Origin of the sequence: Methylocapsa acidiphila B2 (genome assembly GCF_000427445.1) — a bacterium.
GTDB classification, from domain to species: Bacteria; Pseudomonadota; Alphaproteobacteria; order Rhizobiales; family Beijerinckiaceae; genus Methylocapsa; species Methylocapsa acidiphila.
The window spans coordinates 2,578,490-2,604,029 of record NZ_KE386496.1 but is presented as its reverse complement, the minus strand read 5'-3'; the positions used below and the strand labels follow the sequence as shown (position 1 = coordinate 2,604,029).

Genomic DNA, 25,540 nt, shown 5'->3' with positions numbered 1-25,540 from the left:
TGAAATAGCCGAGCCGCGCTTAGCGGGCCATGGCCTCGGGCAGAAAAAACACCTGCTCGCCATTGATCTTGTAGGAAGCGATCGCGGCGCGCCCGGCCGGTGAGGTCAGCCATTCGTGCCAGCGCCGCGCGGCCTCCGCCTTCACATGCGAATGCAGCTTCGGATTGACCAGGATCGACCCATAGGGATTGAACAGGACCGGATCGCCTTCGCTCAAAATTTCGAGCGTTCCGCGATTCTTGAAATTGGCCCAGGTCGCTCGATCGGCGAGAACATAGGCGTCGAGGCCCGCCGCGAGATTGAGCGTCGGCCCCATGCCGGAGCCGGTCTCCCGCCGCCAAGGGGCCGCGCCCTGCGCGACCTCGACGCCGGCGGCCTTCCAGAGCCGAAGCTCCATGCGATGCGTGCCGCTGTCGTCGCCGCGCGAGGCGAAGGGCGCCTTGGCCGCGGCGATTTTCCGCATCGCCTCCTTGGCGTCCTTCAGGCCTTTGACGCCGGCCGGATCGGATGTGGGGCCGATCAGCACGAAATCATTGAACATCACGTCGCGCCGGTCGATCCCATGGCCGTCGCCGACGAATTTGTCCTCGCCCTGGCGGTCGTGAACCAGAAGCGCGTCGGCGTCGCCCCGCGCGCCGATGGCCAGCGCCTGCCCGGTGCCCACGGCGACGACATGCACGTCCAGGCCGCTCTGCTGCTTGAAAGCGGGAAGGATCGCGGAGAAAAGCCCCGATTGCTCGGTGGAGGTCGTCGAGGCGAGCGTGATGAACTCTTCCGCCAGCGCGGGCGAGGCGAGGAGAAGCGCAAGAATGAAAAGCAGGCGTCGCAAGCTTCCCTCGTCATTTGCGCTGAATGCGCGGATGGAGTCGGAATTTTATACATGGGTCCGGCGCCGACGACCAATGTCAATTGGATCGGTCTCGACCCTCGCATGACCCCGGCGACAGCTCGTCCTTAACGCCGCGTTTACCTTGATCTCCGAGGATGCGGCCATCGGGGCGAGGACGCGCCCCTCGCGAGGCCGCATGTCCCCTAGAATTCTGATCGTCGACGACGACCCCGTGCAGCGCCGCCTGCTCGAAGCCATGGTTCATCGCTTCGGCTATCCGGCGGAACTTGCCGAAAGCGGCGAGGCCGCGCTCACGCGCCTTGAGGTTGCGAGCGCGCCGGCGATCGATCTCATGATCCTCGACCTTGTGATGCCCGACCTCGACGGAATGGCCGTTCTCGGCCGGCTGCGCGAGAAGCGGCTCGAGCTTCCGACCATCGTGCAGACCGCCGCCGGCTCGATCGAGGCCGTCCTTTCGGCGATGCGCGCCGGCGCTGTCGATTTCGTCGTGAAGCCAGTCGGGGCCGAACGGCTCCAGGTCTCGATCAAGAACGCGCTTCGCCTCGCCGCGCTTGAAGGCGAGGTGAGGCGCCTCGACCGCCGGGCCTCGGGCGCTTTCGCCTTCAAGGACCTCGCGACCAAGAGCGCCGACATGGAGCGGGTCCTGCGGCTTGGCGAGCGGGCCGCCAAATTGAACATGCCCGTGCTTCTCGAAGGCGAGCGGGGCGTCGGCAAGGAAGCCGTCGCCCGCGCCATTCTGGCCGGCTCCGATCGCCGCGGCCGGCCCTTTGTCTGCGTCGATTGCGGCGCGCGGGCGGACGATCTCATTGAACCGGTCCTGTTTGGACATGAGAAAGGCGCGGTCGCCGGCGTCGAGGAAAAATCCGTCGGCAAATTCGTCGAGGCGCAGGGCGGCGCGCTCTTTCTCGACGAGGTCGGCGAATTGCCCTTGGGCGCGCAGGCGAGGCTGCTGCGCGCGCTGGAAGACGGGGAGATCGATTCGCTCGGTGGCCGGCGTCCGATCAAGGTCGATGTGCGCGTCATCGCGGCGACCAGCCGGAACCTGATCGAGCGCGTCAAGCAGGGCCGCTTTCGCGAGGATCTCTATTTCCGCCTGAATGTCTTTCCGATTGGGGTTCCGCCGCTGCGCCAGCGCCGCGACGACATCCCCGATCTCGCGCGCGGATTTTGCGCGCGTTTCGCCGCCGAGGAAGGCCGCAAGCTGCGCGGGATCGGCGCCGAGGCGCTCGCCTTGCTCGCCGCCTATGATTGGCCGGGCAACATTCGCCAATTGGAGAATGCGCTTTATCGGGCAGTGATCCTCGCCGAGGGCGATGAATTGACGGTCGCCGAATTTCCCCAAATCGCGACGAGGGTCCGGGGCTTCGACGTGCGCATTCCGCCGATCGCCGCTCCGGCGATGGCGGAGCCGCCGCTGGCCGCAGAAATCTTCCGGGTGGAGATCCGTGATCCCAATGTTTTGGCGCTTCTCGACGGGGCGGGCGGCTTGCGGCGGCTCGATGAGATCGAGTCCGAGGCGATTCGGTTCGCTCTGGCGCATTGTCGCGGGCGCATGTCCGCCGCCGCGCGCAAGCTCGGGATCGGCCGATCGACGCTTTATCGTAAGCTGAAGGATTATGGCCTCGCCGGTATCGAGGAAGTCGGCTCCGATGGCGCGGCGGCCTGATGCGAGCTGCTTTTGAAAGGATTGATTAAAGAAAAAAATTTCCTGAGATCGAGCCTCTATGGAACCACGGGGATGCGAAAGCGTTGCAACGCAACGAGCTTTACCGTGGAGGCCCTCTCCAGGCGGCAGTCGGAGCGAATTGGCGAGCTCCCGCGCCGTTTGTGCTGCGAAGCACGGCGAGCCCTGTGTCGATCCGGCACATGTCTGAAATTGGCGAATGTAAGGAAGATATGATGCGCGCGGCGGCGGAATGGGCGAATTTTCGAAACGCATCGACCCTGTGCGCGTCAACCCTAGCTCTTGCCCTGGCTTTGGGATTGACGCCGGCGCGCGCCCAACAAGCCCCATCTTCGTTGCGGGCGGCGCTGATGGAACGGCTCGATCGGGCCCATCCGACGCGCGATCGCGCCGCGGTTTCAGAGATTGGCGCTCGGGCCGATATGCGCGTCGCCTTGGCCGGGACGGCTTCAGGCGCCGCGCGCCTGAAGGACGAGGCGGCGGATGGTCCCGATGACGACGACGCCGGGACGGATCTCGACCCCGTGGTGACCGTTCCGCCCCCTGAGCTGGATGCAGAGCCGGATGCGGCCGTTGCGCCAGAGGTTTCCGCGCCACCCTCCGCGACGGGCCAGGAGGCCTCAGCGGAGCAGCTTCTGCCGAGACCTAACGCAGCCTTGAAAGCGGCTTTGGAGACGCGTTCGGTTGCGGGATTTAAAGGGTCGCTCGGGCCGCTCAATCGGCGCGAGCGCGAGGCCGTCGCGGCTTTCTACGCGGCGCGAGGTTTCGCGCCGCTCTGGTCGAGCGACGGCAAGCCTAATATCGAGGTTGAGCCGGTGATGGAGCGGCTTGCGCGCGCGGCCGAGGATGGACTGGATATTCGCAGCACGCCGACGAATCCGGCGCAGGCGAATTCGGAAGAGGCGCTTGTCGCAGCCGATATTGCGCTCACCGACGCGGTCGTCGCCTATGGGCGACAGGCCAGCGGCTCGCGCATCGATCCGCATTCCATCTCGCCTTTGATCGGCGCCAAGCCGGAAGTCGCCGACGTCTCGGTCATCCTGGCGATCGTCGCCACGGCGGGCGATCAGGCCGGGGCGGCGCTCCGAGGGTTCAACCCCGCGCAAAAAGGTTATGAAGCGCTTCGGGACAAGCTCGCCGAATTGCGCCATGAGCGGGTCCCCTCCGCCGCGCGGGCGCCGCGCGGTCCGGCGCCAGCGATCAAGATCGGCGGCCGCGAGCCGCGGGCCGCGCTGGAGCGCGCGCGTTTGAGCCCGGAGGCGCGTCAATCCGGGGCGTTCGAAGATATCGCATATGAAACGGGGACGATCGATTCCGGTCCCAGCGGCGGCCGGTCCGGTTCGCGGCTTCAGTCCGGGCGGACGGCAGCGGCTCCGCCGCCGCGGCTTGAGGCTGAGATTATCGCCAATATGGAGCGTTGGCGCTGGATGCCGCGCGATTTGGGCGACTCGCGGATCGAGGTGAATATTCCGGATTTCGAGGTCACCGTCATCGAGAACGGGCGCGTGGTTCATCGCAATCGCGTCGTCGTCGGCAAAGAGCAGACGCCGACCCCGATTTTTTCGAACCAGATGAAATTCCTGATCGTCAATCCGGCTTGGAACGTGCCGCCGTCGATCATCCGCAAGGAAATGATGCCGCGTCTTGCGTCCGATCCGGGCTATTTGCGGCGGCTCGGCTATCAGGTCGCCTATGTCGGCGGCCGCCTCACCGTGCGCCAGCCGCCCGGCGAGCGGAATGCGCTGGGGCGGATCAAATTCATGTTCCCCAACGACTATTCCGTCTATCTGCACGACACGCCGTCGCGCGCCTTGTTCAGCGAAGCCCGGCGGGCGTTCAGCCATGGCTGCGTCCGGGTCGACGACCCGTTCAGCTTCGCAGAATCCGTGCTCGGCCGCGCCAATGGCTGGAGCGAACAGCGCATCAAGGGCCTGATCGGCGGACGCGAGCGCTATGTCTATTTGCCGAAGCCGCTGCCCGTTCACATCGAATATTTCACGACCTATGTCGACGACTCGGGCCGTCTCCAATCGCGCGACGATATTTACGGCTATTCGCACCGCGTGAAGGCGGCGCTCGGGCTTGAGAGCTAGCCCGCCGCCCTGAGTTCGCTCAGGCGTTCTCCGCGGCGAAGGCGTCGACCAGAACAAGGCCCCTGGAAAAGGCCCGTAAATTAGGCCCATAGATTAGGCCAATGTGGCGCGCGACGGTCTTCACGCTTTTTCCGGACATGTTCCCCGGTCCTCTCGGCGTATCTCTTGCGGGCGAGGCTCTCGCCAAGGGGATTTGGTCGCTGGAGACGCGCGACATTCGCGCCCAGGGGCTCGGCCGCCATCGCGCCGTCGACGATACCCCGGCCGGCGGCGGTCCCGGAATGGTGATCCGCGCCGATGTGCTTGCGGCGAGCCTCGACGCGGGATTGCTGGAGGGCGACACCCGGCCGCGTCTGCTCATGAGCCCGCGCGGAGCGCCCTTGACGCAGGCGCGCGCGCGCGCCCTTGCCGCCGGCGCCGGCGCGATCTTGATCTGCGGGCGCTTCGAGGGGGTCGACGAGCGGGTGATCGACGCGCGCGGCCTCGAAGAGATTTCGATCGGCGACTATGTGCTGTCCGGCGGCGAAATCGCCGCCATGGTCGTCTTTGACGCTTGCGTGAGGCTACTCCCCGGAGTGATGGGCAAGGAAGCCTCCGGCGCGGAGGAGAGTTTCGAGACAGGCCTGCTCGAATATCCGCAATTCACGCGGCCGCGCGAATGGGAAGGCCGGGAAATTCCGGCGGTCCTGCTCTCGGGCGACCACGCGAAGATCAAGGCCTGGCGCCAGGCGGAGGCTTTGCGGCTTACGAGAGAGCGTCGCCCGGACCTATTGTCCGTCGACGAAGCGCGCGAAGTCGACGACGCCCCGCGCTCGCTCTAGCTTGGCCGCAATGCGCCGGAGAAGGCGGCGGCGAGAAGCGCGAGCCCAAAAAGCAGCACCGCGAGAGCCGCGCCGAACTCGAACAGGCGGCCGACGATCAAGCCTCTCCATGAGGCCGCCCCGGCATATTTGGCCGCAGCTTTCTTAGCGAAGACGGCCAAGGCCGCGAGCGCACCCGTTGTCGCCGCCGAGCCGAGCGACATGGCCATCACCGCGCCGACGCCAGCGAGAAATATGCCTTGCGCCGCTGCGAAGACCAGAACCAGGATAGCGCCGGAGCAGGGCCGCGAGCCGGCGGCGAGCACCGTGAGCAGGGCCGCTTTCCAGGCGAAGCCTGACCCGAGCCCGCGCGGGTCAGGCGCATGAAAATGGCCGCAATTTTGATCGTGGGCATGGCTTGTCGCCGGGTCGTCGGCGACGAACCGCCCGGAAACGCCGTCTCTGCTGGCCGCGGGAGCGAAATCGACGGATGCGAATTTCGGCGAAGCAATCGGCGCCGTCCGCCAGGCGGAGAGAAGCGCCGCGCCTTTCGTGAATGTGAGCGCGGCGCCGAGAAGGACAATGCCGCCATAACCGGCGATCTCGACCACATTCGCGGCGGCGGTCATATGCTTCGCCGTCGCGCCGATGATCATCGCGGCGACGCCGACGATCGCGATCGCGACAAATCCTTGCAAGAGCGCCGCCGCCAGGGCGATGACGAGGCCGCGACGCAAGACGTTCTCATTGGCGAGCATATAGGAGGCGACCACGGACTTGCCGTGTCCAGGGCCGGCGGCATGGAACACGCCATAGGCGAGGCTGAGCCCTGCCAGGCTCCAGGCCGAAGCGCTGTTTTGCTTGGCGGCTCGAACGGCGCCGGTCAGCAAGCGATAAAATCCGCTCTCCATGGAGAGGAGCCAGCCGCTCAACCCGCCGGGTCCGCCGGCCGCGCCCTCGTTGGCGCCGACCGCGAAAGGGTGATGCGCGCCTTGGGCAAGGGATGCCGACGAAAGAATCAGAGCGGCGAGCGAGAGCCAAAAGGCGATCGCGGCGGTACGCCCGGCCAAGACGCCGATGGCTCGCCCTTGGCGAAGAGCTGGCGCAGCGCGTCTCACCGCGGCCTCATGGGCAGGCGATGATGATTGGCGTCGCGAGCTTGACGCCGAAATCGGTTCCCGGCGAAAGCCCGCTGAAAAAGGATTCGGTGAGCTTCTTGGATTCGTCAGCCGCCAAGGGCTTCGCGCCAAGGACATTGGCCGAGCAGCCCTTAGGCGCTCCGACGAAGCGGATGGGCTCGTCCTTGGCGAGCTCATAGGCGACGAAATAGGTCGGATCATACACCTGCAACGAGAAGATCTTGGCGCTCGCCGGGGTCTTCAACGGAAGAGTGAAACGCAGCACGATGAGCTTGTCGTCGCGTTCTTCCAATGAATAGTCGATAGGCGCGCCGAACTCGACCTTTGCATTGGAGGCCTTGGCGTGGGTGAAATATTCGAACTCGGCTAGGTCCTCGACATTGGACTTGGCGAGAGGCGCGAGCTGTTCCTTGGTCATGAGCCCGCCGTCCTTGGCCTGCCCTTGGGTCACGAAAGCCGAATAGGCTTCATCGAAGACCCAAGCGTGTCGGATCGCTTCGATCTGTCCTTTCGCGCCGAAGATCACCTCTTCTTGAGCCGAAACCCAGACATGCGGATGCGCGGAGACAGGGGCTGAAAGGGCCGCGGCGCCTACAGCCGCGAGGGCGAAGGCCCACAAAAAGCGCCGGCGCGCCCGCCGGGAGCTCAGTCGTCTCGTTGCGCCCCCGCCTGCGCGGACGCTGGCGGCGATGGATCCTCTGGCTTCTGTCATGCGCCGAAATCTATGAACGTCGTGCGGTGCGCTGCGGCTCGATTGCGCAGAAACGATCGCCGCAGGCAAGCGGTGCTGTAAAGCTTTGCTGACGTCAATAAGCTCGAAAACCCGGCCAAAGAGAGGCGCCGGCATTAAGGATTGGGCGGCGGAGCGGCGCCGAGAATTTCTCGCGGTCGCTCCGAGGCTCAGCCGGCCTTCGAGGCCGCGGCCTCGGCCGCAGCCGCTTCGGCCTCGGCGATGCGCCGCGCATCGGGATAGGCGGCGTTGCACATGATGCCACAGATGCGGGAGAGCACGGCGACATAGGCCTTGGCGACGTCTTCGTTGAAGATCTCCTCGCCCATCTGCGTGCGGAACGTCCATAAGAGCGCCGAGAGAAACGGCTGGTAATGCTCCAGCTTGACGCCGGCCTTCATGTGGGTGACGCCGAGTTCCTGCATCGTATTCAAAGTGTCGTGGAGCCGGTTCATCGAGCGAAACAGCATTGGCAGCATTTCGCCGAACTTATGGACTGTTTTCTCCGGCTCTTTGAAAAGCTCCTTCATTTCAGGAGCGGTCTCGAAGAGGCGGGCGAAGAATACTTCTCCAAATGCTTTCGACGCCTCGAATTTCGCTTTTTCGTAACGCTGGAGAATCATCTCGCTGCTGCCTTCGGGACGCGGCGGGAAAATTCTCACGATCGTGCGTTTTACGATTTCGACTTGCTCGTTCGTCATTCATCCGTCTCCCTGCGCGGCCTGTCGCAGACGCCTGTGCGCCGCTTCATCGCGTGAATCGGCGAGTCGCGCCATCTCTGGAATGCGCCAAGCACATTATATGCCTGTCGTCCTCACTCTATCCAGGGTTGCGCCAGCCGAACGCTTCCTTCGGCGATCGGTTTAGGGGTTGATCGGACGCGCGCGATCGGGCATAGGATGGCCTAGCTTTTGAACCGGCCGGCGACGGCCGGTCGCTTCGTTTATGGGACATGTCCGATGAAAGTCCGTAATTCCCTCAAATCCCTGCGCGGCCGCCATCGCGACAATCAGCTCGTGCGGCGCAAGGGGCGCGTCTATATTATCAACAAGACGCAAAAGCGCTATAAGGCGCGCCAGGGCTGAAGATCAGTCGGCGCTTGACAGGCGCGACGCGCTGACTCGGCGCGGAGCGGTCGCATAGCGACGCGGGGCCTTCCTTGGGCGCTTTCGTCACATCGGCGGACTTGATCGAAGGTTTAGGCGTCGCGATGGTGGCGGCGACTTCCTACGCCTCAACGAATTTCGACAATCTCGCGGTTCTTTCGGCCTATGGCGCGCGGCCGGGATACCGGCCTCTCTTCATCAGCCTGACGTTTCTCTGCGTTTGCCTCACTGTCCTCCTCGCGAGCCTTGCGCTGGCGCGGGCCGCCGACGGCTTGCCGACCAACGCGATCCGCTACCTCGGCGTGATCCCTCTCGGCTTGGGCGCATATCATCTGATCAATCTGGTCCTTGGCCGCAGAGGCGGCGAAGCGAATTCTCCTAAGGCGCCGGCGAGCGCGATGGCTTCGTCGGCCTATTTCAGCTTCGCCCTCGTCTTGCTGGCGAATAGCGGCGACACGCTGGGCGTCATGACGCCGCTTTTGGCCGATCTCAAGCCCGCTTTCGTTCTCGCAAGCCTCGCCGCCGCTGTCGCCGCGGCCGTTTTCATGAGTTCGCTCGCCGCGGCTCTCGCCGGTCATCCCGCCGTGAAAGATCGTCTCGAAAGTGTGATCCGATGGGCTTTGCCCATTCTCCTGATCGGCGTCGGCCTGCTCATCTTGATTGATCGGCCCGTTGATCTTTTCCTTTCCTGACGCCTCGCCGGTTTTGATTTTCAGCGTCGATTTGTCTACCTTATCGGCTATGCGCAAACGGCTCTTCCTATTGGCGGGCGTGGCGGCACTGCTCGGCGGGGAGGCCGCATCGACGGGCTACGCCGCCGACACGCAACATTTTCCGGGCGTTCCCGGCGGACTGCCGGATGGTTGGCGCGATTTCGGCGAGGAGCGCGCGCGGCCAAAATTCGATTTCGGCCTGGATGGTTTTCGTGCACGGCCGGGAATTCCTTCCCCGCGAGGCCGAGCCGATCGGCCGGACGCCATGAGCGGCGGCGCGACGGCTTCGGATCGCGCGCAAGACGCCGCCGCCGCGCGGGCGGCGAAACAAAAAGCCGCGCGCGCCGAGAAATTGAAGGAGGCGCTGGCGCCGCATGAGCCGGCCGCCGCGCGACGTGGGCGCGCCCTCGAAGATCTGTTCAAGCGCCTGCAGGCCTCGTCCGATCCCGAGGAGTCGCAAAAGGTTGCGGCCTCCATCGAGCGTGTCTGGCTGCAGTCGCCGTCAGACTCCGCCGAACTGCTGATGCAGCGGGCCTTGGTTTCTCTGCAGGCCCAGGATTTTCAGCTGGCGCTGTCGCTTCTCGACAAGGTCCTGGCGCTGGAGCCGGAATGGGCCGAGGCTTGGAACCAACGCGCGACCGCCCGCTTTCTCGCGGATGACTTGGACGGCGCGATGGCGGATATCGATCATGTCCTGAAGCTCGAGCCGCGCCATTTCGGCGCTCTCGCGGGGATGGGCCTGATCCTCGAGCGCGCCGGTTTCGCTGAAAGGGCCTTGCAAGTGTTCGACAAGGCCCTCGCGATCTACCCGTCCCAGCCCGACCTTCAGAAGAACGCCGAGAAGCTCAGGCTGCAAATCGAAGGGCGCGACATTTAGAATCGTCGAGACTGCGCGAATCCTTCAAAAGCCCAAGCTAGGCCGTCTCGAAGCGCGAGGACACAGCCGGGCGATCGCTTTTCTGGGAAAGCGGAGAACTTTCCGCGCTCGTTCTACTGGTAGTAATAAGGCCAGTCCGATCCAGACGGCGGCGCGCGAAATACGGGATTTGTGAGCTGCAAGGCTCTCGCGCCGATGGGCGTGGTGCGGCGCGCCGGCGCGTAGGACATTGCACCCTCCGGCCGTCCGCGCCAGCCCGCGTAAGTCGCCGAATGCCTTTTTCGCGCATAAAGGCTGTGTGGCGGCGAGCCGCTGATGCTGATCGACCCGCCTTCAGAGCGCACCATCTCGAAGAGGCGCGCGGCATTGCCGGGCGCGAGACGAACGCAGCCATGCGACACCGGCCGGCCGAGTTGCCCCGTGGAAGAGGTGCCGTGAATCGCATAGCCGCCGCGGAAGAAAATCGAATAGGGCATCGGCGTCATGTCATATTTGCGCGAATAGTGCATGCGCTGCAGGGAAATCGGCCGATAATGTCCGCGTGGCGTCACAAAGCCTGAACGCGCGGTCGAGACCCGCCAGTCATAGTTTCCGCTATTGCCGCGCACATGCATGGTCTGCGTGCTGAGATTGATGTCGATGACGACTGTCGCATGCGCCGCCGTCAAATTGAACAAGCCGAGGAACAACGCGCAAGCGCCGCTCGCGATTCTCATTTGAGCCTCCCCCAAAATTTATTATGGCCGCCGCAACGGCTTTCCGCGCGCTCGTTAAGCAATTCGACCGTGACGAGCGTACGGAAAGCCGTTCTCGACGGAATCAAATCAAAAGATGCAAACCGACTCTTCCGCGCCTTGCCGCTTTGCGGGCGCCACCCTCTCTGCCCCGATCGCTATGCTGTCGCTGCGACAATTCAAAGTAAATGACTAAGTTTATTTAAGGTTTACGGACCAATTCTACTCACGCCTCGCAACCAACGGGGAAAGTCTGGATTTGAGTTTAGCTTTCGCGCGCTTTTCCCACCGCAAAACAACCCCTGCGTGAGAAATGAATTCTCTCGCTTCGCTTTCTGCGCGCCTCGCTGGGCCGATCCGCGCGATTCTTGCATTTGCGAACTCGATAGTTCGCAAGAAGTTCCCGCGTCGATTGGATGCGGTCCGTCCGCTCAATCATTCGTTCAAGAAAATATCGGTTCAATGAGGCCGGCATGACAGTTTTCCGCGGCGCGGTTGGCATCCTCGCGCTCCTTCTCTTGGCTTGGCTTCTTAGCGAAAACCGGCGCGGGCCGGCGTTGCGCGTTGTTTTCGGCGGCGTCGCGCTTCAGCTCGGCCTGGCTCTGGCGCTGCTCAAATTTCCGCCCGCGACATGGGTCTTTCTCCTCCTGAATCGGGCTGTCGCGGCGCTGCAAGCCGCCACCGACGCCGGAACCTCATTCGTCTTCGGCTATCTTGGCGGCGGACCGCTCCCCTTCGCCGAGACTCGTCCGGAGGCGAGCTTCATCCTTGGATTTCGCGCTTTTCCGCTGGTCCTCGTGATCAGCGCGCTGGCCTCGCTCTTATTTTACCTAGGCATTCTTCAAAAGATCGTTTGGGTCCTCGCTTGGACGCTCCGGCGCACACTTGGGATCGGCGGCGCGCTCGGCCTCGGCGCATGCGTGCATATTTTCGTTGGGATGGTCGAGGCGCCCTTGCTGGTGCGGCCGTATCTCAGGTCGATGGCGCGGGGCGAGCTTTTCGCCCTGATGAGCTGCGGAATGGCGGGGATCGCGGGGACCGTCATGGTGATCTACGCGAGCCTGCTCGGACCGGTCATTCCCGACGCGCTCGGCATGATTCTCATCGCTTCGATCATATCGACGCCAGCGGCCCTCGCCGTTGCGGCGATCATGGTTCCCTTTGCGCCAAATCTCAAAGAGGCCGGCCGTCTCGACATCGCCGATCCGCCATCCAGCATGATGGAGGCGATCGTGCGCGGCGCGAATGAGGGGATCGGTTTTCTCGCCAATATTATCGCGATGCTGATCGTGCTTGTCGCGCTCGTCGCGCTCATCAACATGACTCTCGCTTTCATTCCTCACGCCGACGATCCTTTGACGCTGCAGCGCCTGTTTGGCTTCGGCTTTCGTCCCATCGTATGGCTGATCGGAATCCCCGCCGCCGAGACGGAGGCCGCCGCGCGGCTCATGGGCGTCAAGACGGCGCTCAACGAGTTCGTGGCCTATGTCGAGCTGGCGCGCCTGCCGCAGGAGGCTTTGAGCCCGCGCTCGCGGCTGATCATGACTTTCGCCCTTTGTGGCTTCGCCAATTTCGGCAGTCTCGGGATCATGATCGGCGGCATGAGCGTGATGGCGCCGGAGCGCAAGCGCGAGATCGCGCAACTCGGCTTGCGTTCGATCGTCTCGGGGACTTTGGCGACCAGCATGAGCGGCGCCGTGGTCGGGATGATCACATGAGCCGCCTTCTTTTCTCGCGAGGGAGTCGACGTCTCGCGAAATCGGCCTAAATTCAGCTTGTCTATCCAAGGAGGCGGAAATGAAACATCATGAGCCCTATCTGCCGGCCGAAGCGCTCGGAGTCGAGGATTGGGAACGCGAGGAGCTCATCGCGCTGTGTTCCAAGCTCATGGCCGAAGCCGCCGCCCTCGACATGAATCAGGCGGCTTCCGACTGCGGCTCGGTCGGCTGCATCGGCGGCCATATTGCGTTGGCGCATGGAATCTCGGTCCTCGGCGCCCGGCGCTACGTGCAAGGACAGGCCCAGGCCGGCGGCTCGCTCGCCGCGCTGTTTTTCCCGGATCTGACGGTTGATCGGCGTCATCCGGGTTGGCGCGCCAACGGCGCTGCGGCCGCCCGAGCGATCCTCAATTTCCTGACCACCGGGCGGCCAAATTGGGACGGCGTGATGAGCGGCGGTTTGTGATGGGGCCGCGCTGCTTTTCTTTTCCCCGACTGCACGGGCGCGGTTGAACCGAAATGTCCGCCATCGAAAAAGCTCGCGCTTCCCTTGCGGCAAATCCGTTTCCACCGAATCCCTTTGTTGAGGTCGTGGGCGACGTCATCGTCATCCGGTCGGGATTCAGCGAGCAGTTGCTTGCGCTTCTGCGCTGGGCGCCGCATGTCCAATGGCGACCGGAGAAACGCCATTGGACCGTATCCCTGGCGGGCGCCAATGCGGTCCGCGCGGCGCTTCCCGAGATCTTGCGCCTAGCCGAGCTGACGCAGCCGAAGCTCGCGGAGGGCGCCGCCGCAGCCGAGGCGAATCTCTCGGCGCCCGATCTGTTTCGCCGAGCGGCGCGGCTTGCCTTCGGCGGCGATTGGCAGCGCGACGCCGCCCGCGCCCTCGACCGTGACGAGTCGGCCCTCGCCGGTTGGCTGGCGGGGGAGCGGGATCTCGAGGACGCTCCAGCGCTCTTGAGCGACATGCTCGGGCTCTTGCGGCGTCGCTCCGCCGCGATCGCCGCAGAAGCGGATCGTCTCGCCGCGGCGCTCGACCGGTGGGACCGGTAGACGCGCCGCGGGACCTTCGGCGCCTTATTCTTTTTCGGCGTCGTCCGAGTTGTCGTCCTTAGGCTCGGCGGGAGCCTCGTCAGCCTTGGCGGGCGGCTCCGTGGCGGGCTCCTCCGCTTTGGCCGGCGGCTCGGTCTTGGCCGGAGGAAGTAGATTGAGAGGCGCCTTCACTAACTCGGTGACCGGAGGCGGATTCCATACCCCGGTCAAGGCGTCTTGCTTCGGCGCATAAAGGCGCATTGTGAGGTTGAACGGACCTTTCGGCGCGGGGAGCCAATTCGTCTCTTTGTCTGCGTCGGGGCTCTCGTTTTGGACATAAAGGTCCAGCGACCCGTCCGAATTATATTTGAACGGCATCCAACTGCTGAGGGCGAAGCGATTGAGCGGGTTTCCGACTTGGAAACCATCCTGGTCGTAGAGGGTCACGGACCAAAACGCCTCGACGGGCGGCAGCGCGTTCTTGTCGAAATGCAGCTTGTAGGAATTGACGCCGTCGAGGGGCTTGCCCGTTTCGTCGGCGAGATTGAGCGGATAGATCGCATCTTCCGGGACGTTGGCGCCGAGGCCGAGTTGAGCGACGATCGCGCGCTTCAGATAGTAATCGCCATAAACGCCCATTGTGTTCGTGTTCATCGACCAGCCGTTCACAACCTGCGCGATCGACTGGGTCTTCCATTTCATCAATTTTTGCGCGTCTTCAGGCGCATGCAGAAGGCCGCTTCTGACGGCTGGGGAGACCTTGTCGATGTCGAAGCTCTTGCCGGGCTCGAACCCGATCCGCCGCAAGCGCGCGAGGATCGGCTGGTCGGTGAGATGCGGCGGTTGGAGTTTTAGAATCTCGGCGGCAAAGGCGTAGAATTGGCTCGCCGGCATCCCATCGATTTGCAGCTTCGGCGGCGTCTTCATGTCGATATTGGGATCGGCTTTGAAAGCGACGGCAGCGGGCGGCTTGCCCCAATGCGAGAGAGGCGTCGCCTTAAATCCGGCCTGGATCTTGTGGACGGCGTCATAATCTGCCGGTCCGTCGGTCTTGGTGCGGCCGATGATCCAGACATAAGGTGTCGGCGCGTCGACGCGCTGAGCGTCCTTCGGAAGCTTGAATTTCCCGGTCAGCTTGTCGCCCTGGAGCTCCGGGCGCCAATTCGGCGGGGCGACGACGAAAGTGCCGGCCTGCGTTCCGGTCGTGCGCCACCCCGGCGACGCGAAGGCGTCCGACCACATGTCGAGCATCGGCAAGAGATAATAGCGGCCGCCTGTGTCGGGAACGGAAACGACGACCGGCTCCTTGATGAGATCAAGCCAGGCGATGGAATAAAGCGTGTCGAAATTGGGCCGTACGACGGCCTTGAAATCGGCCGGCGGAAATTCAGGAACATTCGCAAACGTGTTCATGGGGCCGCGGCCCCATTCCTTGCCCGGCTCGACATTGGTCAGCTGCTTGCGGGTCAGGTCCATGGTGACGAGGGGGTACAGATAGAGATAGGCGTCGACCCCGATCGCATGCGCTTCTTCTTCAGAGATAGCCGCTTCTTTGGCGGGTTCCTTGGTCGACGTCTCGGCGAAGGCCGCCGGCGCGAGCGCCTGAGCGAGGAGAAGGCTCACCGTCAATGCAAGAGCTTTATTGTTCATCGCATACTCCAGCCATGCGCTCGCAAATCGCGCGTTTCGATCCACAAGTGTCGTCTCTCTTATTGTCATCTGCTCGTGTCATCTCCCGGTCATCTTGGTCGGCTTTGTCGCCTGCGCGTCCGGCGTTTCCGCACCTCCTGCATGTGCGGCGCGGCGAGCCCATTGGAAACGCGGTAGACGAGTTCCGCGCGCGGCCGAAAGCGCCGCCTTGAGAAACCATAGGCCTCTTTGATGCGCAACCGATTATCGCTCCGCCGGCAATCGTCGAAGTGCGGGTCGTCATGGCCTTCGGAGCGGGGCGTCGAAGTTGGATCGCCAAAGCATGTTCGGAAAGACGATCGATTGGAACGCTCTCGGCTCTAAAGCGGGAAGCTCAATGTCGTGAAGACCGAATCGCCTCGCACGCGATTCACAACGTCGAATTCATGAAACCAACGTGCGCTGAGGCTGACCTGCTGCGCGCCCGCCACGAACGTATAGGCGAGCAAAGGCCCCACCGCCGCGACGCGCCCTCTGAACGCGCCATAGGCGTCGCTGGCGCCATGATCATTGGTGATTTGTTGGTAATAATAGCCGCCGACGCCGGCGGCGAGGCCGAAGGGCAGATGCTGGTTCAGCGCCCATTCGAAATGAAGTTCATCGCCGCTTTGATAGTTCGTCGTCGTGTTGAGCGCGTTGAACGTGACGCCTAGCGCGCCGGAGACTTCCGTCCCCGACTGGCTTAGGAAGGTATAGGCGCCTCGAACGTCGATGCCTGGCCGGTTGAGGCCTGTTTGCGCCAGACGGTCGGGATTGTAGTTGCCGGTCGGCGCGAATCCTGTCACGACCAGGTTCCAATGGTGCTCTCCGGCCTCCCAACCCAGCAAGGCGCTGAAATAGCTGTCCGAGAGGCTAGTGACCTCGCCGGTGGCGCTGGAGAGGTTTCGCACGCCGTATGAATTCGTCGACGTGGTCAAGGCGGTATTGCGAAATCCGACCAGGGCCGTAACCGCCGAAAGCCCGGGCGTGCCGCCGAGAATTTTGAAATCGCCATACCAAGCCACTGTCGCGACGTCGGCGAGATAGCTGTAGGCGATTTTGGTGCTTCTGTTGGCGGCCGGGTCCCGATAGAGCGTCCCGCTGCCGCTGTAGAGGTAAAACGTGTCCCAGAAATAGGCGCCTGGCGGCGGCGTATAGCCGGACATCGGCATCGACAAGCCGAGGATGTAGTCGCTGAGGCCATATTCCGTAGCCTGCGCAGGCTGGCTGGCTGAAAAGAGCCAGCCGAAACAGAGCGCGCCATATGCGGTTCGCCTCGCGCACCCTTTTTCCATGGCTCTTATTCTTCTCTCGGCATGGAATGACTGCCCGACGGATCTTTCCAACCAAATTCTATTGAAAGAGAGGATTCCTTAGTTCGCTACTATAATTGCACTAATGCAGGAGCGCTCAAGCAAATAGGAGTGGCTTCATCGGTTCAGCGCGCGATTCCTTCCAACAGTAATAATTTTAACACAGCGACGAGGTCTCCCGCCCTTCCGAAGCGAGGGCGATCAGGGGGCGGCGACCACGGGCCCCGCGGAATGCGCCGAAGTCCAAGCCTCCGGCGCGTCCTTTTTCGAGGCAGGCCTTTGTTTATTTCGAGAGTTCGATCCCGGATTTGGCCCGCATCTCATCGATGACGGTCCCGATCGCCTCGATCACCTTCTTCTCGGGATGCGCCTTGCAATAAACAATCGTTTCATGCTCGGCTTCCTTGGAGCGCTTCACATTGATGAAATGCTTTTTCGCCAGCCCGTTATACCAGCCGCTGTACCAGGTGGTCAGAAGATCGGCGTCCTCCTGGAAGGTGCCCGCGAGCTCCGCGCAGGTCAAAGCCTGGACGTTGATATAGCCTTCCGGGTCAGCATAGGCGCTGAGCGGCGTTTGCGCCTTTGCGCTGGAGACGAGGCACGCTGTGATGGTTGCGGCGGCGAGTAGTGCGTGTCGCATTCTTTTCCTCCTGCTTGACTATTAGGCCGGTAGCGCGCGCCCGGCGCTCGCGCTGGCGTCAACGGAATCGGTGACGCCGCGCAAGCTCTAGCCTTGTACCGCGAATGACGCGCGACAAACAACCTGCCCGCCGAACCGGAAGCCCGCCGCGGCATTTGCGTGCGCCGCGAAAATGCTTTAGCGCCAAGGTGGATGTCCGCGATCCCGAAACAATACGCCGGGAGCCGTTCTTTGCGCCGCATGTTGCTCCTGATAGGGGGGATCCTGGTCATAGTCGCGGCGCTCATCGCGGCCGTGTATTTCTGGTCGCCGCATGCGAACCTGCGTGTGACGACGAGCACGCAAGCCAGTGCGGCGCAACGGTTCGTCGGCGCTTTCGCGTCAGTGATGCAGAGCGATCATCCACGCGTCCACATTAAATTCGTTCCGGTCGCCGATCTTGTTGCGAGCGCGAAGGCGCTGGAGGACGGAGCGACCGATCTCGCCATTGTGCGGACCGACGTCGCGCCGCCGACGAACGGCCAAACCATCGCCATTCTCCGCCGCGACGCAGTGGCGATCGTCCTGCCGCCTAAATCGTCGATCGACAAGGTCGCGGACCTCAACGGCAAGACGATCGCCATACCCGAAAGTCCTTTGCAGGCCTATAACGAGCAGGCTTTTGATGCGATCCTGCGCTATTATGACATTCAGCCGAAGGCGGTGAAGCGGCTTGTCCTGCCGCTCGCCGAGATCGGCAAGGCCGTGCGCGACAAGCGCGTCGCGGCGATCCTCGCCGTTGGCCCTATCGGCCCCGGAGAGCCGGTGGACGTCGTTTCCGCGGTGCGGGCCGCGACCAGGGGCCGGCCGCAAATCCTCGCCATCGACGAAGCGGAGGCGATCGCCAAGCGCGATCCCGGATTCGAGTCGATCGACATTCCCGTCGGAGCGTTCAGAGGCCAGCCGCCGACGCCCGACGACACTGTGACGAGCGTCGCCGTCACCTACCGCTTCGTCGCGCCCGGCAAGATGCTCAATATCGTCGCCGGAGCGATCGCGCGGTCCATTTTCACGGCCAAGGCCAAATTGATGGCGGTGACGCCGCTCGCCAATCAGATCGAGGCGCCGGACACCGACGAAAAGAACCCGATCCTGCCGGTTCATCCAGGCGTCGCCGCCTATCTCACCAATGGCGAGCAGAGCTTTTTCGACGAGTTCCAGCAGTATTTTTATATTGTCGGGATGGGATTGACCGCCCTCGGCTCGATGGCCGCCTTTATCGCGAGCCGCATGGCGCGCCGAAAGTCCGAGGACGATCTCCGCCAGGTCGATCGGCTGATCGCGCTCGCCGATCGCGCTCTCGGCGCCGACCACGCTGAGCTCGAGCGCCTCGAGGCGGAGCTGAACCTGGTCATCTCCTGGTTCGTCAAGGGCCAGGCCAGGGGAGGGCTCGATTCCACCGGCTTCTCGGTCGCCATCGCGCATGCTCGCCACGCCATCGACAAGCGGCGCGATTTTTTGCGCCGCGAGGGGGAGCGCGAGCCGCAGCCACCCTCTGCGTCGGGCGCGACCGGGTCGGCCGCCTCCTGACAAGCAGGCCGTGCCCTGACAGCCCCTGTGCGACAGGGGATGAATCGGCGCGCGGCCCGGCGAACCCGGCTTGACCCGCGGCCATAGCCGGGCGAGGAGAAGCTCCGAAAGTTGCGCCCCGAGTGTGCCCATGTCCCAATTGTCGTCAGAAAAGCAAGTGATCGCCCGCGAGACGGCCAAGGCGTTGATCGAGGTGAAGGCGATCCTCTTCAACGCCGAGACGCCCTTCATCTTCACGTCCGGCTGGGCGAGCCCGGTCTATACCGACATGCGCAAGATCATCTCCTATCCGCGCCTGCGCGCGCGGCTCGTCGATTTCGCCGCGACGACGATCGAGCGCGAGATCGGCTACGAGAGCCTCGACGTCATCGCCGGCGGCGAGACCGCCGGCATTCCTTTCGCGGCCTGGCTCGCCGACCGGCTGATGCTGCCGATGCAATATATTCGAAAGAAGCCCAAGGGCTTTGGCCGCAACGCCCAAATAGAGGGGGATCTCCATGACGGCGGCCGCGCCTTGCTCGTCGAGGATCTCGCCACCGACGGACGCAGCAAGGTCAATTTTTGCAACGCCCTGCGCGAGGCCGGCCAGCGCTGCGACCATGCTTTCGTGTTTTTCTTTTACGGCATATTTCCGCAAACTCAGGCGCTCATGGACGAGCTCGGCGTCGCCCTGCATTATCTGACGACTTGGCATGACGTTTTGGCGGTCGCGCGGGAAAGCGCGGCTTTCGATTCGGCGACGCTCGACGAGGTCGAGAAATTCCTCGCCGCGCCTGCGGCTTGGTCGGCGGCGCATGGCGGCGTTTCAGAATTCAAGCCGGCGGGGTGAAGCGCGGCGCGGGGGAGGTTCGAACGCAGTGTCCGCACCATCGGAATCCGCGGCCCCCGTCGTTCGCCTGGAGGGCGTGACGAAGCGGCATGGCCGGCTGACGGCCGTCGATAATCTTTCCCTCTCGCTCCGGCGCGGCGAGTTTTTCGCGCTGCTCGGGCCGTCCGGATGCGGCAAGACGAGCCTTCTGCGCCTCATCGGGGGCTTCGAGGCGCCGGACTCGGGCCGGATCTTCATCGACGGCGTCGACGTGACCGAGACGCCGCCGCATCGGCGTCCGGTCAATATGATGTTCCAGACCTATGCGCTCTTTCCGCATCTGAATGTCGCGTGCAACATCGGCTTCGGCCTGGTCCAGGAGGGAATGCCGAAGGCCAAGATCAAGACCCGCGTCGAAGAGATGCTGCGTTTCGTCCAGCTCGAGGGATTGGGCGAGCGCCGCCCGGATCAATTGTCGGGCGGGCAGAAGCAACGCGTCGCTCTCGCCAGGGCGCTCGCCAAAAGGCCGAAGCTTCTGCTCCTCGACGAACCTCTCGCGGCGCTCGATCGGCGTCTGCGCGAGGAGACCCAGTTCGAGCTCATGCGTCTGCAAAAGACTTTCGGCGTCACCTTCCTCGTCGTGACCCATGATCAGCGGGAGGCGATGGCGATGGCTGGCCGCATCGCCGTCATGCGCGAGGGCCGGATCGAGCAGATCGGGACGCCGGAGCAAATCTACGAGACGCCGAGCTCGCGCTATGTCGCCCGCTTCGTCGGGGAGATCAATCTCCTAGACGGAAAGGTCGCGACGACGACCGGAGGTCGCGTCTCGGTTGCGACCGCGGCGGGCGCCGTCGAGATCGCCTGCGCCGCGGCCTACGCGCCGGGGTGGCCGGTCGCCGTCGCCCTTCGCCCCGAGCGCATTCTCGTCTGCCCATCGGAGGCGGCGCCGGATGCGCCCGGCCTTAATCTCCTTCATGGCGTGATCGAGGAAAAAGCCTATCTCGGCGAGGTCACGCTTTATCGCATCGGCCTTTCCGGCGGCCTCGCCTTGCGCGCCGCGCGGCAAAACCACGAGCCCGGCGCAAGCGCCTTCGAGCCGGGCGACAAGGTCGCCGCCGGATTTACGCCGGACGCCGCGATCATTCTCCCGTCATGACCAAGGCGGCGCGCGCGCGCATGAGCCTGGCGGCCCGTCTCGTCCTCGCTTTGCCCTATGGCTGGCTGATCCTATTTTTCCTCGCGCCTTTCGCTCTCGTACTGAAGGTCTCGCTGTCGAGCTCGGAACTCGGTCAGCCCCCCTACGCGCCCATCTTCAATTCCTTCGACCTCGCGGACATCCGAGACAAGCTCGGCGCGCTCTCGCTCGACGCCTATGCAGGGCTCGTTGGCGACAGCCTCTATCTCCAATCCTACGTCAATTCGGTTCTGATCGCGGCGGCGGCGACAATGATCGCCTTGCTCGTCGCCTATCCGCTCGCGCTCGCCATCGCTCGGTCCGAACCGAACCGGCGGCCGCTGCTCCTGTTGCTCGCGATCGCGCCCTTCTGGACGAGCGCTTTGGTGCGCGTCTACGCCTGGATCATGATCCTGAAGGACGAAGGCCTCATCAATCATGCGTTGATGGGGATTGGCCTCATCGCGGAGCCATTGCACATCTTCGCGACCAATTGGGCCGTGCTCATCGGCATCGTCTATTCCTATCTGCCCTTCATGCTGTTGCCGCTCTACGCGGCGATCGAGAATCAGGACAGGGCTTTGGCGGAGGCGGCGGCCGATCTTGGCGCCTCGCCAACAGGCGTTTTTTGGAGAATCACCTTTCCGCTGTCGCTGCCGGGCGTGCTCGCCGGCGCGCTCATGGTCTTCATTCCGGCGGTCGGCGAATTTGTCATTCCAGATCTTCTCGGCGGGTCCGACACTTTGATGATCGGCGCGACTCTATGGAACGACTTCTTCGCCAATCGTGACTGGCCAGCGGCCTCCGCCGCAGCGGTCGCTCTGCTTGCTTTGTTGGTCGGCCCGCTGGTCCTTTATGAACGGCTACAGATAAAAGCCGGGGAGGAGCAGCGGTGAAGCGGGACTGGACGGTGGCGCGGCTCGCGGTCCTTTGCGCCGGCTTCGCCTTTCTCTATGGGCCGATCGTGCTCGTGGTGATCTACAGCTTCAACGGGTCTCGCTTGGTGACGGTCTGGGGCGGCTGGTCGACTCGTTGGTACGGTGCGCTTTTCGCCAACAGGCAGTTGATGGCGAGCGCCGCTACGAGCCTCGAGGCGGCCATAGCTTCAGGCGCCATCGCGACCATTCTCGGGACGCTCGCGGCCCTGGCGCTCGATCGTTTCGGCAGGTTCCGCTCGCGCGGGCTTTTCGCCGGGGCGATCTATGCGCCGCTGGTCCTGCCGGAGGTCGTCATGGGCCTCGCCTTGTTGCTCTTCTTCGTGGCCTCGGGGGTCGAGCGCGGCTTCGTCACGCTGGTCGTCGCCCATGCGACTTTGAGCCTGGGCTTCGTGGCGATACTCGTCCGGGCGCGGCTCGCCGGGTTCGACCGATCTTTGGAAGAAGCGGCTTCGGATTTGGGCGCTGGGCCAGCGACGGCCTTCATGCGGGTCACTTTGCCGCTTATCGCGCCGGCCGTCGCCACCGGCTTCCTCCTCGCCGTGACCCTCTCGCTTGATGATCTTATTCTCGCCAGCTTCAACACGGGGCCGGGCTCAACCACGTTGCCCATGCGCATTTATAGCGAAGTTCGGCTTGGCGTGACGCCGCAGATCAACGCCATGTCCACGTTGTTGATCGGCTTCGTCGGAACGAGCCTGCTCCTTGCCGCCTTGATCGGCAGGAGTCCTCGCGGCCAGCTGGAGGGGTCCGCTGGCAGGGGCGCGCGGGACTGAGTTTTAATCCGCGCTCGGCGGGGCGTTTCGCGCGGGCTTGGCGGCGGCGCGCGGCGCGAGCAGCGGCGCGGCGGCGTCCGAGTGGCTAATCAGGCCGCGCACGTCGGGCAGGAAAGTCAAATCGTCCCACGAGCCCGCAACTTGGAAGCGAAACTGCGGACCTTGCCGTGAGGCGCCGCCCTCGGCGTCCGACGGCATGGCGACGGCGCTAAGCTCGAGCGCCCGCCCGCCGATATCGGCCGCCCCGCCGAACTGGAGATCGACGCCGGGGCCGTTCAACGCGCCGGCCTCGATTTCCGCGACGCCTTTGGCGATGCGCAATCCAAAGGCGGCGCGATCGAAGGCGGTGCCCCCACGACGGATGTCGCTCGGGAGCGCGAGCGGCATCTTGTCGATTCTCCGCAAAGCCTGTCCGAGATCAATGCCGACGAGCCCGCCCTTCTCAACCGATATTTGCGCGTCGCCGTCGATATTGCGCATCAGCTCACGCATGTCGGAGCCTGAGCTTTCGATGCTGGTGTGGGCGGTCAACGCGCCGATTATTTTTCCGCCGGCGAAGGCGCTGAACGGCAAAGCCGCCATGTCGAGATCAGAGAGAGAGCCGCGCGCGCGGAGGGAGACGCCGTCCGGCCCGGCGGAGAGGGACGCCCGACCTTTGAGAACGCCCTGATAGGCCTTCGCCTCGGCCAAGCTGAATTCCAGCCGACCGTCTCGATTCAGCACAGCGAAGGCGGCATCCTCGATCTGCGCGTTCGGCAAGAGGATCCGAGCCGCGGAGACGCGCAGGTCTAGGTCCAACCGGCGGAGGTCGTCGAGATCAAAACTCTCCCGGCTCCACTCTCCGTCGGGCCCGACCGCGCGCGGGAGGTCCACGATAAAAGGCCGCGCGGACAGGCGGTTCGTCGCCAACGTGCCCAAGAGGGCCGGCGTTTTGTCGCGCGCTTGAAGCGCAAGCGCGCCTTCGAATTCATTGTCGTCCAGGCGGAGCTTGAGCTCGGAGCAGGCGGCGCCCGTCTCGTCCAGCCTCGCCTCGCAGGCGAGGGCGAAATCCGTGAGAAGATCAGGGAAGGGGATGAAGAAGCCGCCCCATTGCAGCAGCTTGCGCAAGGACGGCGACGAAGCGACGATGTGTCCGCTGAAGGATGCGCCCGGCTCGCTCGCGAGAACGCCGTCGGCGGAAAGGTTGAGCGAGTTGCTCATGACGCCGAGCGAAACCGCCGATCGCCCGCCGCGCAAGAGGTCGACGGGACTCTCGATCCGGGCCGCGATCCCTGTGGTTTCGTCTTGAAAGCGGGCCTGCCCGGTCACGCGGGCGGGACCTCCGAGCTTTCGCCAGTCGATTGCGACGTTGACGCCGTCGATGACGATCTCGGAGGCCGAGAACCTGCTTTTGAGACGGGCGCGGCCATCGATGAGCGTGACGGCGGCGAGCCGGGCTTGGTCCGCCGTCGCGGCTTGTGGGCTCGCCGATTTCGCGGCCGCCGCGCGCCCGATGGCGCTATCGGAAGGCATCGGCGTTCCATCGAGATCGATGGCCAGTTCGGGCTGCGTCAGGCTCGCCCAGCCGATCTCCAATTGTCCGCGCAGAAGCGACGTCACGCGAAAATAGCCCTTGAGCGCGCGGGCTTGGATTCGAAGCGCGCCGGATGGATCGGAGAGGCTGACGTCCTCGATGCTGATATGCGGCTGAGGCAGAACGACGAAGACGGCGGGTCCTTGAGAGATCGGCGCGAGGCCAGTCATCTGCCGAATCTGCGACATGATCTCGCCGCGCAAGGCCTCGGTCGAGAAAGCCCAGGGGACCATGGCCGCGACAAAGCCGACGAGGACAAAAATGACGGCGATAGCTCCGATCGCGCGAGCCGCGCGCTTTCGCGACGGCCGCGAAGACAGGGGAGCGAGTGGCGCCATTTCGACCATGGCTCTCAAATTGCCCTAGTAGGCGTCGTGCGTTGGCGGCCTTGTGGCTCGAAGCGGCTAAGCGCCGTCGAACCCCCCTTAGTCTGACCCTCGACTTTGTCGCCAACATGGCGATAGAGCTTTGATCAGTCGGATCTTGTCAAGAGCGGCGGCGCGGTCGCGAGAGTCACATGCGCTCGATAAGGCGAGATCGTAGCGCGATCGAACCCGAGGCTGTCTTAGAAAGTTGCGCGGCCGGCGGCGGCGACTTTGATCTGACTGGCGTCGGATCTAGATGCCGACGACGCCGAACTCGGCTTGCAGCACGCCGGCGAGGTCGTTGAGGCCGAACGGCTTCTGCAGCACGGCGCGATCGGCGTAGGCAGGTGGTATTCCCGATCGGCCATATCCTGTGGTGAAGATGAACGGGCAGGCTCTTTTTGCGAGGAGATCGGCGACTGGGTCGATCCTATGCGAGCCGAGGTTCACGTCGAGCAAGGCGCCGTCGATCTGCTCCCGGCCAATGAACTCGAGCGCTGAAGCGACGTCGGCGAAGCTGCCCGCGATGTTGAAGCCGAGATCGAACAACGCATCGGCCAAGCTGAGCGCGATGAACGGTTCGTCCTCGACGATCAAGATCCGAGGTCTCGAGCTGTTAGCCGCTGAGCGGACGAGCGCCATTTGACGAACCATTGTTTCAATATCGACGACTTTGCCTTGTAGATTTCATAATGTCCAGGAAATGGACCGGCGCCGTGGCCATCATTCGATTATTTGCCTTCCGCCACTCGTCCTAGAGTTTTGGCTCGCTCCGCGCGTAGCGCGACGATTGCAGCGATCGCCACCGCCGCCCAGCCAAGAATAAGGCTCGAGCCGCCGATCGGCGCGGCCATGGGAAAGAGCCGCGCTCCAGCGAGCGCGCGGGTGGCGAGGTCGCCGCTGAACAATAGGCCGCCCAACAAGAAGAGCGCTGCGGCGATCAGGAATGGCCGGCCGCTTTGTGGGGCGGCAAGAGCGACTGATGCGGCGGCGATGGTTGCGGCGGCGTGCAGCATGAGGAAGTTGGCCGATGTCGTGAGGAGCGGCGCATCGGCCGTCCCATGGGCCGCGACGGCGGATAAGATGACGCCGGCGCCGCCGGCCAATCCCGCCAAGCCGATTGCGATGAACGCCGACATGCGCATTGCCTGAGATTGCTCCCTTGCTGAGCCGGTTCGCGCCAAGCGGAACTCCCGACGGTTCGCAGCTCCCGCGATAGGGCCCCGACGAATGAATGTCC

25 protein-coding genes are annotated in these 25,540 nt (G+C 63.9%); 14 read left to right on the top strand and 11 right to left on the bottom strand.

The features are described 5' to 3' along the window. Positions 1 to 19: 19 nt before the first annotated feature. The gene (locus METAC_RS0114765; RefSeq protein WP_026607639.1) at positions 20 to 829 is read right to left on the bottom strand and encodes an ABC transporter substrate-binding protein; all 810 of its coding nucleotides are present in this window, start codon (positions 827 to 829) and stop codon (positions 20 to 22) included. Between the two features lie 196 nt (positions 830 to 1,025). On the opposite strand from METAC_RS0114765, the gene METAC_RS0114760 reads away from it, so the two are divergent. The 3 genes from METAC_RS0114760 to trmD all read left to right on the top strand — a co-directional run bounded on the left by METAC_RS0114760 (position 1,026) and on the right by trmD (position 5,448). Next, positions 1,026 to 2,516 carry a sigma-54-dependent transcriptional regulator gene (locus METAC_RS0114760; protein ID WP_026607638.1) on the top strand — a complete coding sequence of 497 codons (1,491 nt, stop codon included), beginning with the start codon at positions 1,026 to 1,028 and terminating at the stop codon, positions 2,514 to 2,516. Positions 2,517 to 2,716: 200 nt separating this feature from the next. Beyond that, complete coding sequence (locus METAC_RS0114755) at positions 2,717 to 4,627, top strand: L,D-transpeptidase family protein (RefSeq protein ID WP_245257498.1); 1,911 nt, start codon at positions 2,717 to 2,719, stop codon at positions 4,625 to 4,627. A gap of 101 nt (positions 4,628 to 4,728) precedes the next feature. Further along, positions 4,729 to 5,448, top strand: coding sequence for a tRNA (guanosine(37)-N1)-methyltransferase TrmD (gene trmD, locus METAC_RS0114750; protein WP_026607636.1), 720 nt, complete (start codon positions 4,729 to 4,731; stop codon positions 5,446 to 5,448). Here the strand turns inward: trmD and METAC_RS23840 are convergent. The 3 genes from METAC_RS23840 to METAC_RS0114735 all read right to left on the bottom strand — a co-directional run bounded on the left by METAC_RS23840 (position 5,445) and on the right by METAC_RS0114735 (position 7,997). Beyond that, positions 5,445 to 6,497 carry a nickel/cobalt transporter gene (locus METAC_RS23840; RefSeq protein WP_051335601.1) on the bottom strand — a complete coding sequence of 351 codons (1,053 nt, stop codon included), beginning with the start codon at positions 6,495 to 6,497 and terminating at the stop codon, positions 5,445 to 5,447. The two genes, trmD and METAC_RS23840, sit on opposite strands and share 4 nt — an antisense overlap. A gap of 55 nt (positions 6,498 to 6,552) precedes the next feature. Beyond that, positions 6,553 to 7,278, bottom strand: coding sequence for a DUF1007 family protein (locus tag METAC_RS0114740; protein ID WP_084144014.1), 726 nt, complete (start codon positions 7,276 to 7,278; stop codon positions 6,553 to 6,555). Positions 7,279 to 7,466: 188 nt separating this feature from the next. Continuing rightward, positions 7,467 to 7,997: a globin domain-containing protein gene (locus tag METAC_RS0114735; RefSeq protein ID WP_026607634.1), complete on the bottom strand. Its 531-nt coding sequence runs from the start codon at positions 7,995 to 7,997 to the stop codon at positions 7,467 to 7,469. Positions 7,998 to 8,255: 258 nt separating this feature from the next. Here METAC_RS0114735 and ykgO point away from each other — a divergent pair, with 258 nt between their 5' ends. From ykgO to METAC_RS0114720, 3 genes are all read left to right on the top strand, one after another. After that, entirely contained in the window at positions 8,256 to 8,381 is a 126-nt protein-coding gene (gene ykgO, locus METAC_RS0114730; RefSeq protein WP_012590802.1) for a type B 50S ribosomal protein L36, read from the top strand. A 125-nt stretch (positions 8,382 to 8,506) separates the two neighbouring features. After that, entirely contained in the window at positions 8,507 to 9,094 is a 588-nt protein-coding gene (locus METAC_RS0114725) for a cadmium resistance transporter (RefSeq protein ID WP_198017226.1), read from the top strand. A 79-nt stretch (positions 9,095 to 9,173) separates the two neighbouring features. Then, the gene (locus tag METAC_RS0114720) at positions 9,174 to 9,992 is read left to right on the top strand and encodes a tetratricopeptide repeat protein (RefSeq protein ID WP_156898232.1); all 819 of its coding nucleotides are present in this window, start codon (positions 9,174 to 9,176) and stop codon (positions 9,990 to 9,992) included. A 113-nt stretch (positions 9,993 to 10,105) separates the two neighbouring features. Here the strand turns inward: METAC_RS0114720 and METAC_RS23835 are convergent, their stop codons facing one another. Next, positions 10,106 to 10,708, bottom strand: a complete 603-nt coding sequence (locus tag METAC_RS23835) for a L,D-transpeptidase (RefSeq protein ID WP_051335599.1) — start codon at positions 10,706 to 10,708, stop codon at positions 10,106 to 10,108. A 491-nt stretch (positions 10,709 to 11,199) separates the two neighbouring features. Here METAC_RS23835 and METAC_RS0114705 point away from each other — a divergent pair, with 491 nt between their 5' ends. From METAC_RS0114705 to METAC_RS0114695, 3 genes are all read left to right on the top strand, one after another. Beyond that, positions 11,200 to 12,444, top strand: a complete 1,245-nt coding sequence (locus tag METAC_RS0114705; RefSeq protein WP_026607631.1) for a NupC/NupG family nucleoside CNT transporter — start codon at positions 11,200 to 11,202, stop codon at positions 12,442 to 12,444. Between the two features lie 79 nt (positions 12,445 to 12,523). Beyond that, entirely contained in the window at positions 12,524 to 12,910 is a 387-nt protein-coding gene (locus METAC_RS0114700) for a hypothetical protein (RefSeq protein ID WP_026607630.1), read from the top strand. 125 nt (positions 12,911 to 13,035) lie between these two features. Beyond that, positions 13,036 to 13,497: a hypothetical protein gene (locus METAC_RS0114695; protein WP_245257497.1), complete on the top strand. Its 462-nt coding sequence runs from the start codon at positions 13,036 to 13,038 to the stop codon at positions 13,495 to 13,497. 24 nt (positions 13,498 to 13,521) lie between these two features. Here METAC_RS0114695 and METAC_RS23830 read toward each other — a convergent pair whose 3' ends face one another. The 3 genes from METAC_RS23830 to METAC_RS0114675 form a co-directional block, all read right to left on the bottom strand. After that, positions 13,522 to 15,126 carry a DUF1254 domain-containing protein gene (locus METAC_RS23830; protein ID WP_084143670.1) on the bottom strand — a complete coding sequence of 535 codons (1,605 nt, stop codon included), beginning with the start codon at positions 15,124 to 15,126 and terminating at the stop codon, positions 13,522 to 13,524. A gap of 359 nt (positions 15,127 to 15,485) precedes the next feature. Continuing rightward, positions 15,486 to 16,439 carry a SphA family protein gene (locus METAC_RS0114680; RefSeq protein WP_026607628.1) on the bottom strand — a complete coding sequence of 318 codons (954 nt, stop codon included), beginning with the start codon at positions 16,437 to 16,439 and terminating at the stop codon, positions 15,486 to 15,488. Positions 16,440 to 16,740: 301 nt separating this feature from the next. Then, the gene (locus METAC_RS0114675; RefSeq protein WP_026607627.1) at positions 16,741 to 17,097 is read right to left on the bottom strand and encodes an HdeA/HdeB family chaperone; all 357 of its coding nucleotides are present in this window, start codon (positions 17,095 to 17,097) and stop codon (positions 16,741 to 16,743) included. Between the two features lie 240 nt (positions 17,098 to 17,337). Between METAC_RS0114675 and METAC_RS0114670 the strand changes: the two genes are divergently transcribed. From METAC_RS0114670 to METAC_RS0114650, 5 genes are all read left to right on the top strand, one after another. Then, positions 17,338 to 18,666, top strand: a complete 1,329-nt coding sequence (locus tag METAC_RS0114670) for a TAXI family TRAP transporter solute-binding subunit (protein ID WP_156898325.1) — start codon at positions 17,338 to 17,340, stop codon at positions 18,664 to 18,666. A 130-nt stretch (positions 18,667 to 18,796) separates the two neighbouring features. Then, positions 18,797 to 19,495 (top strand): orotate phosphoribosyltransferase, encoded by a 699-nt coding sequence (locus tag METAC_RS0114665; protein WP_026607625.1) that lies wholly within the window; start codon positions 18,797 to 18,799, stop codon positions 19,493 to 19,495. A 28-nt stretch (positions 19,496 to 19,523) separates the two neighbouring features. After that, positions 19,524 to 20,633 carry an ABC transporter ATP-binding protein gene (locus tag METAC_RS0114660; RefSeq protein WP_026607624.1) on the top strand — a complete coding sequence of 370 codons (1,110 nt, stop codon included), beginning with the start codon at positions 19,524 to 19,526 and terminating at the stop codon, positions 20,631 to 20,633. A 20-nt stretch (positions 20,634 to 20,653) separates the two neighbouring features. Further along, a complete protein-coding gene (locus tag METAC_RS0114655) occupies positions 20,654 to 21,547 on the top strand; it encodes an ABC transporter permease (protein WP_245257496.1) in 894 nt (297 codons plus the stop codon). Beyond that, a complete protein-coding gene (locus METAC_RS0114650; protein WP_026607622.1) occupies positions 21,544 to 22,362 on the top strand; it encodes an ABC transporter permease in 819 nt (272 codons plus the stop codon). Before METAC_RS0114655 ends, METAC_RS0114650 begins: the two co-directional genes overlap by 4 nt. Positions 22,363 to 22,365: 3 nt before the next feature. Here METAC_RS0114650 and METAC_RS0114645 read toward each other — a convergent pair whose 3' ends face one another. The 3 genes from METAC_RS0114645 to METAC_RS23825 all read right to left on the bottom strand — a co-directional run bounded on the left by METAC_RS0114645 (position 22,366) and on the right by METAC_RS23825 (position 25,439). Beyond that, on the bottom strand, positions 22,366 to 24,273 hold the full coding sequence (locus METAC_RS0114645; protein WP_198017224.1) for an AsmA family protein: 1,908 nt from the start codon (positions 24,271 to 24,273) through the stop codon (positions 22,366 to 22,368). Positions 24,274 to 24,552: 279 nt separating this feature from the next. Next, positions 24,553 to 24,954: a response regulator gene (locus METAC_RS0114640; protein WP_245257495.1), complete on the bottom strand. Its 402-nt coding sequence runs from the start codon at positions 24,952 to 24,954 to the stop codon at positions 24,553 to 24,555. A 77-nt stretch (positions 24,955 to 25,031) separates the two neighbouring features. Beyond that, complete coding sequence (locus METAC_RS23825; RefSeq protein ID WP_245257494.1) at positions 25,032 to 25,439, bottom strand: DUF423 domain-containing protein; 408 nt, start codon at positions 25,437 to 25,439, stop codon at positions 25,032 to 25,034. Positions 25,440 to 25,540: the final 101 nt, after the last annotated feature.

Coding starts and splice junctions, on each gene's coding strand:
- METAC_RS23825 (WP_245257494.1), bottom strand. CDS start 25,439: ATGTCGGCGTTCATCGCAATCGGCTTGGCGGGATTGGCCGGCGGCGCC.
- trmD (WP_026607636.1), top strand. CDS start 4,729: ATGTGGCGCGCGACGGTCTTCACGCTTTTTCCGGACATGTTCCCCGGT.
- METAC_RS0114640 (WP_245257495.1), bottom strand. CDS start 24,954: ATGGTTCGTCAAATGGCGCTCGTCCGCTCAGCGGCTAACAGCTCGAGA.
- METAC_RS0114705 (WP_026607631.1), top strand. CDS start 11,200: ATGACAGTTTTCCGCGGCGCGGTTGGCATCCTCGCGCTCCTTCTCTTG.
- METAC_RS0114680 (WP_026607628.1), bottom strand. CDS start 16,439: ATGGAAAAAGGGTGCGCGAGGCGAACCGCATATGGCGCGCTCTGTTTC.
- METAC_RS0114645 (WP_198017224.1), bottom strand. CDS start 24,273: ATGGCGCCACTCGCTCCCCTGTCTTCGCGGCCGTCGCGAAAGCGCGCG.
- METAC_RS0114675 (WP_026607627.1), bottom strand. CDS start 17,097: ATGCGACACGCACTACTCGCCGCCGCAACCATCACAGCGTGCCTCGTC.
- METAC_RS0114665 (WP_026607625.1), top strand. CDS start 18,797: ATGTCCCAATTGTCGTCAGAAAAGCAAGTGATCGCCCGCGAGACGGCC.
- METAC_RS0114740 (WP_084144014.1), bottom strand. CDS start 7,278: ATGACAGAAGCCAGAGGATCCATCGCCGCCAGCGTCCGCGCAGGCGGG.
- METAC_RS0114670 (WP_156898325.1), top strand. CDS start 17,338: ATGTTGCTCCTGATAGGGGGGATCCTGGTCATAGTCGCGGCGCTCATC.
- METAC_RS23830 (WP_084143670.1), bottom strand. CDS start 15,126: ATGAACAATAAAGCTCTTGCATTGACGGTGAGCCTTCTCCTCGCTCAG.
- METAC_RS23835 (WP_051335599.1), bottom strand. CDS start 10,708: ATGAGAATCGCGAGCGGCGCTTGCGCGTTGTTCCTCGGCTTGTTCAAT.
- METAC_RS0114760 (WP_026607638.1), top strand. CDS start 1,026: ATGTCCCCTAGAATTCTGATCGTCGACGACGACCCCGTGCAGCGCCGC.
- METAC_RS0114755 (WP_245257498.1), top strand. CDS start 2,717: ATGTCTGAAATTGGCGAATGTAAGGAAGATATGATGCGCGCGGCGGCG.
- METAC_RS0114735 (WP_026607634.1), bottom strand. CDS start 7,997: ATGACGAACGAGCAAGTCGAAATCGTAAAACGCACGATCGTGAGAATT.
- ykgO (WP_012590802.1), top strand. CDS start 8,256: ATGAAAGTCCGTAATTCCCTCAAATCCCTGCGCGGCCGCCATCGCGAC.
- METAC_RS0114725 (WP_198017226.1), top strand. CDS start 8,507: ATGGTGGCGGCGACTTCCTACGCCTCAACGAATTTCGACAATCTCGCG.
- METAC_RS0114655 (WP_245257496.1), top strand. CDS start 20,654: ATGAGCCTGGCGGCCCGTCTCGTCCTCGCTTTGCCCTATGGCTGGCTG.
- METAC_RS0114700 (WP_026607630.1), top strand. CDS start 12,524: ATGAAACATCATGAGCCCTATCTGCCGGCCGAAGCGCTCGGAGTCGAG.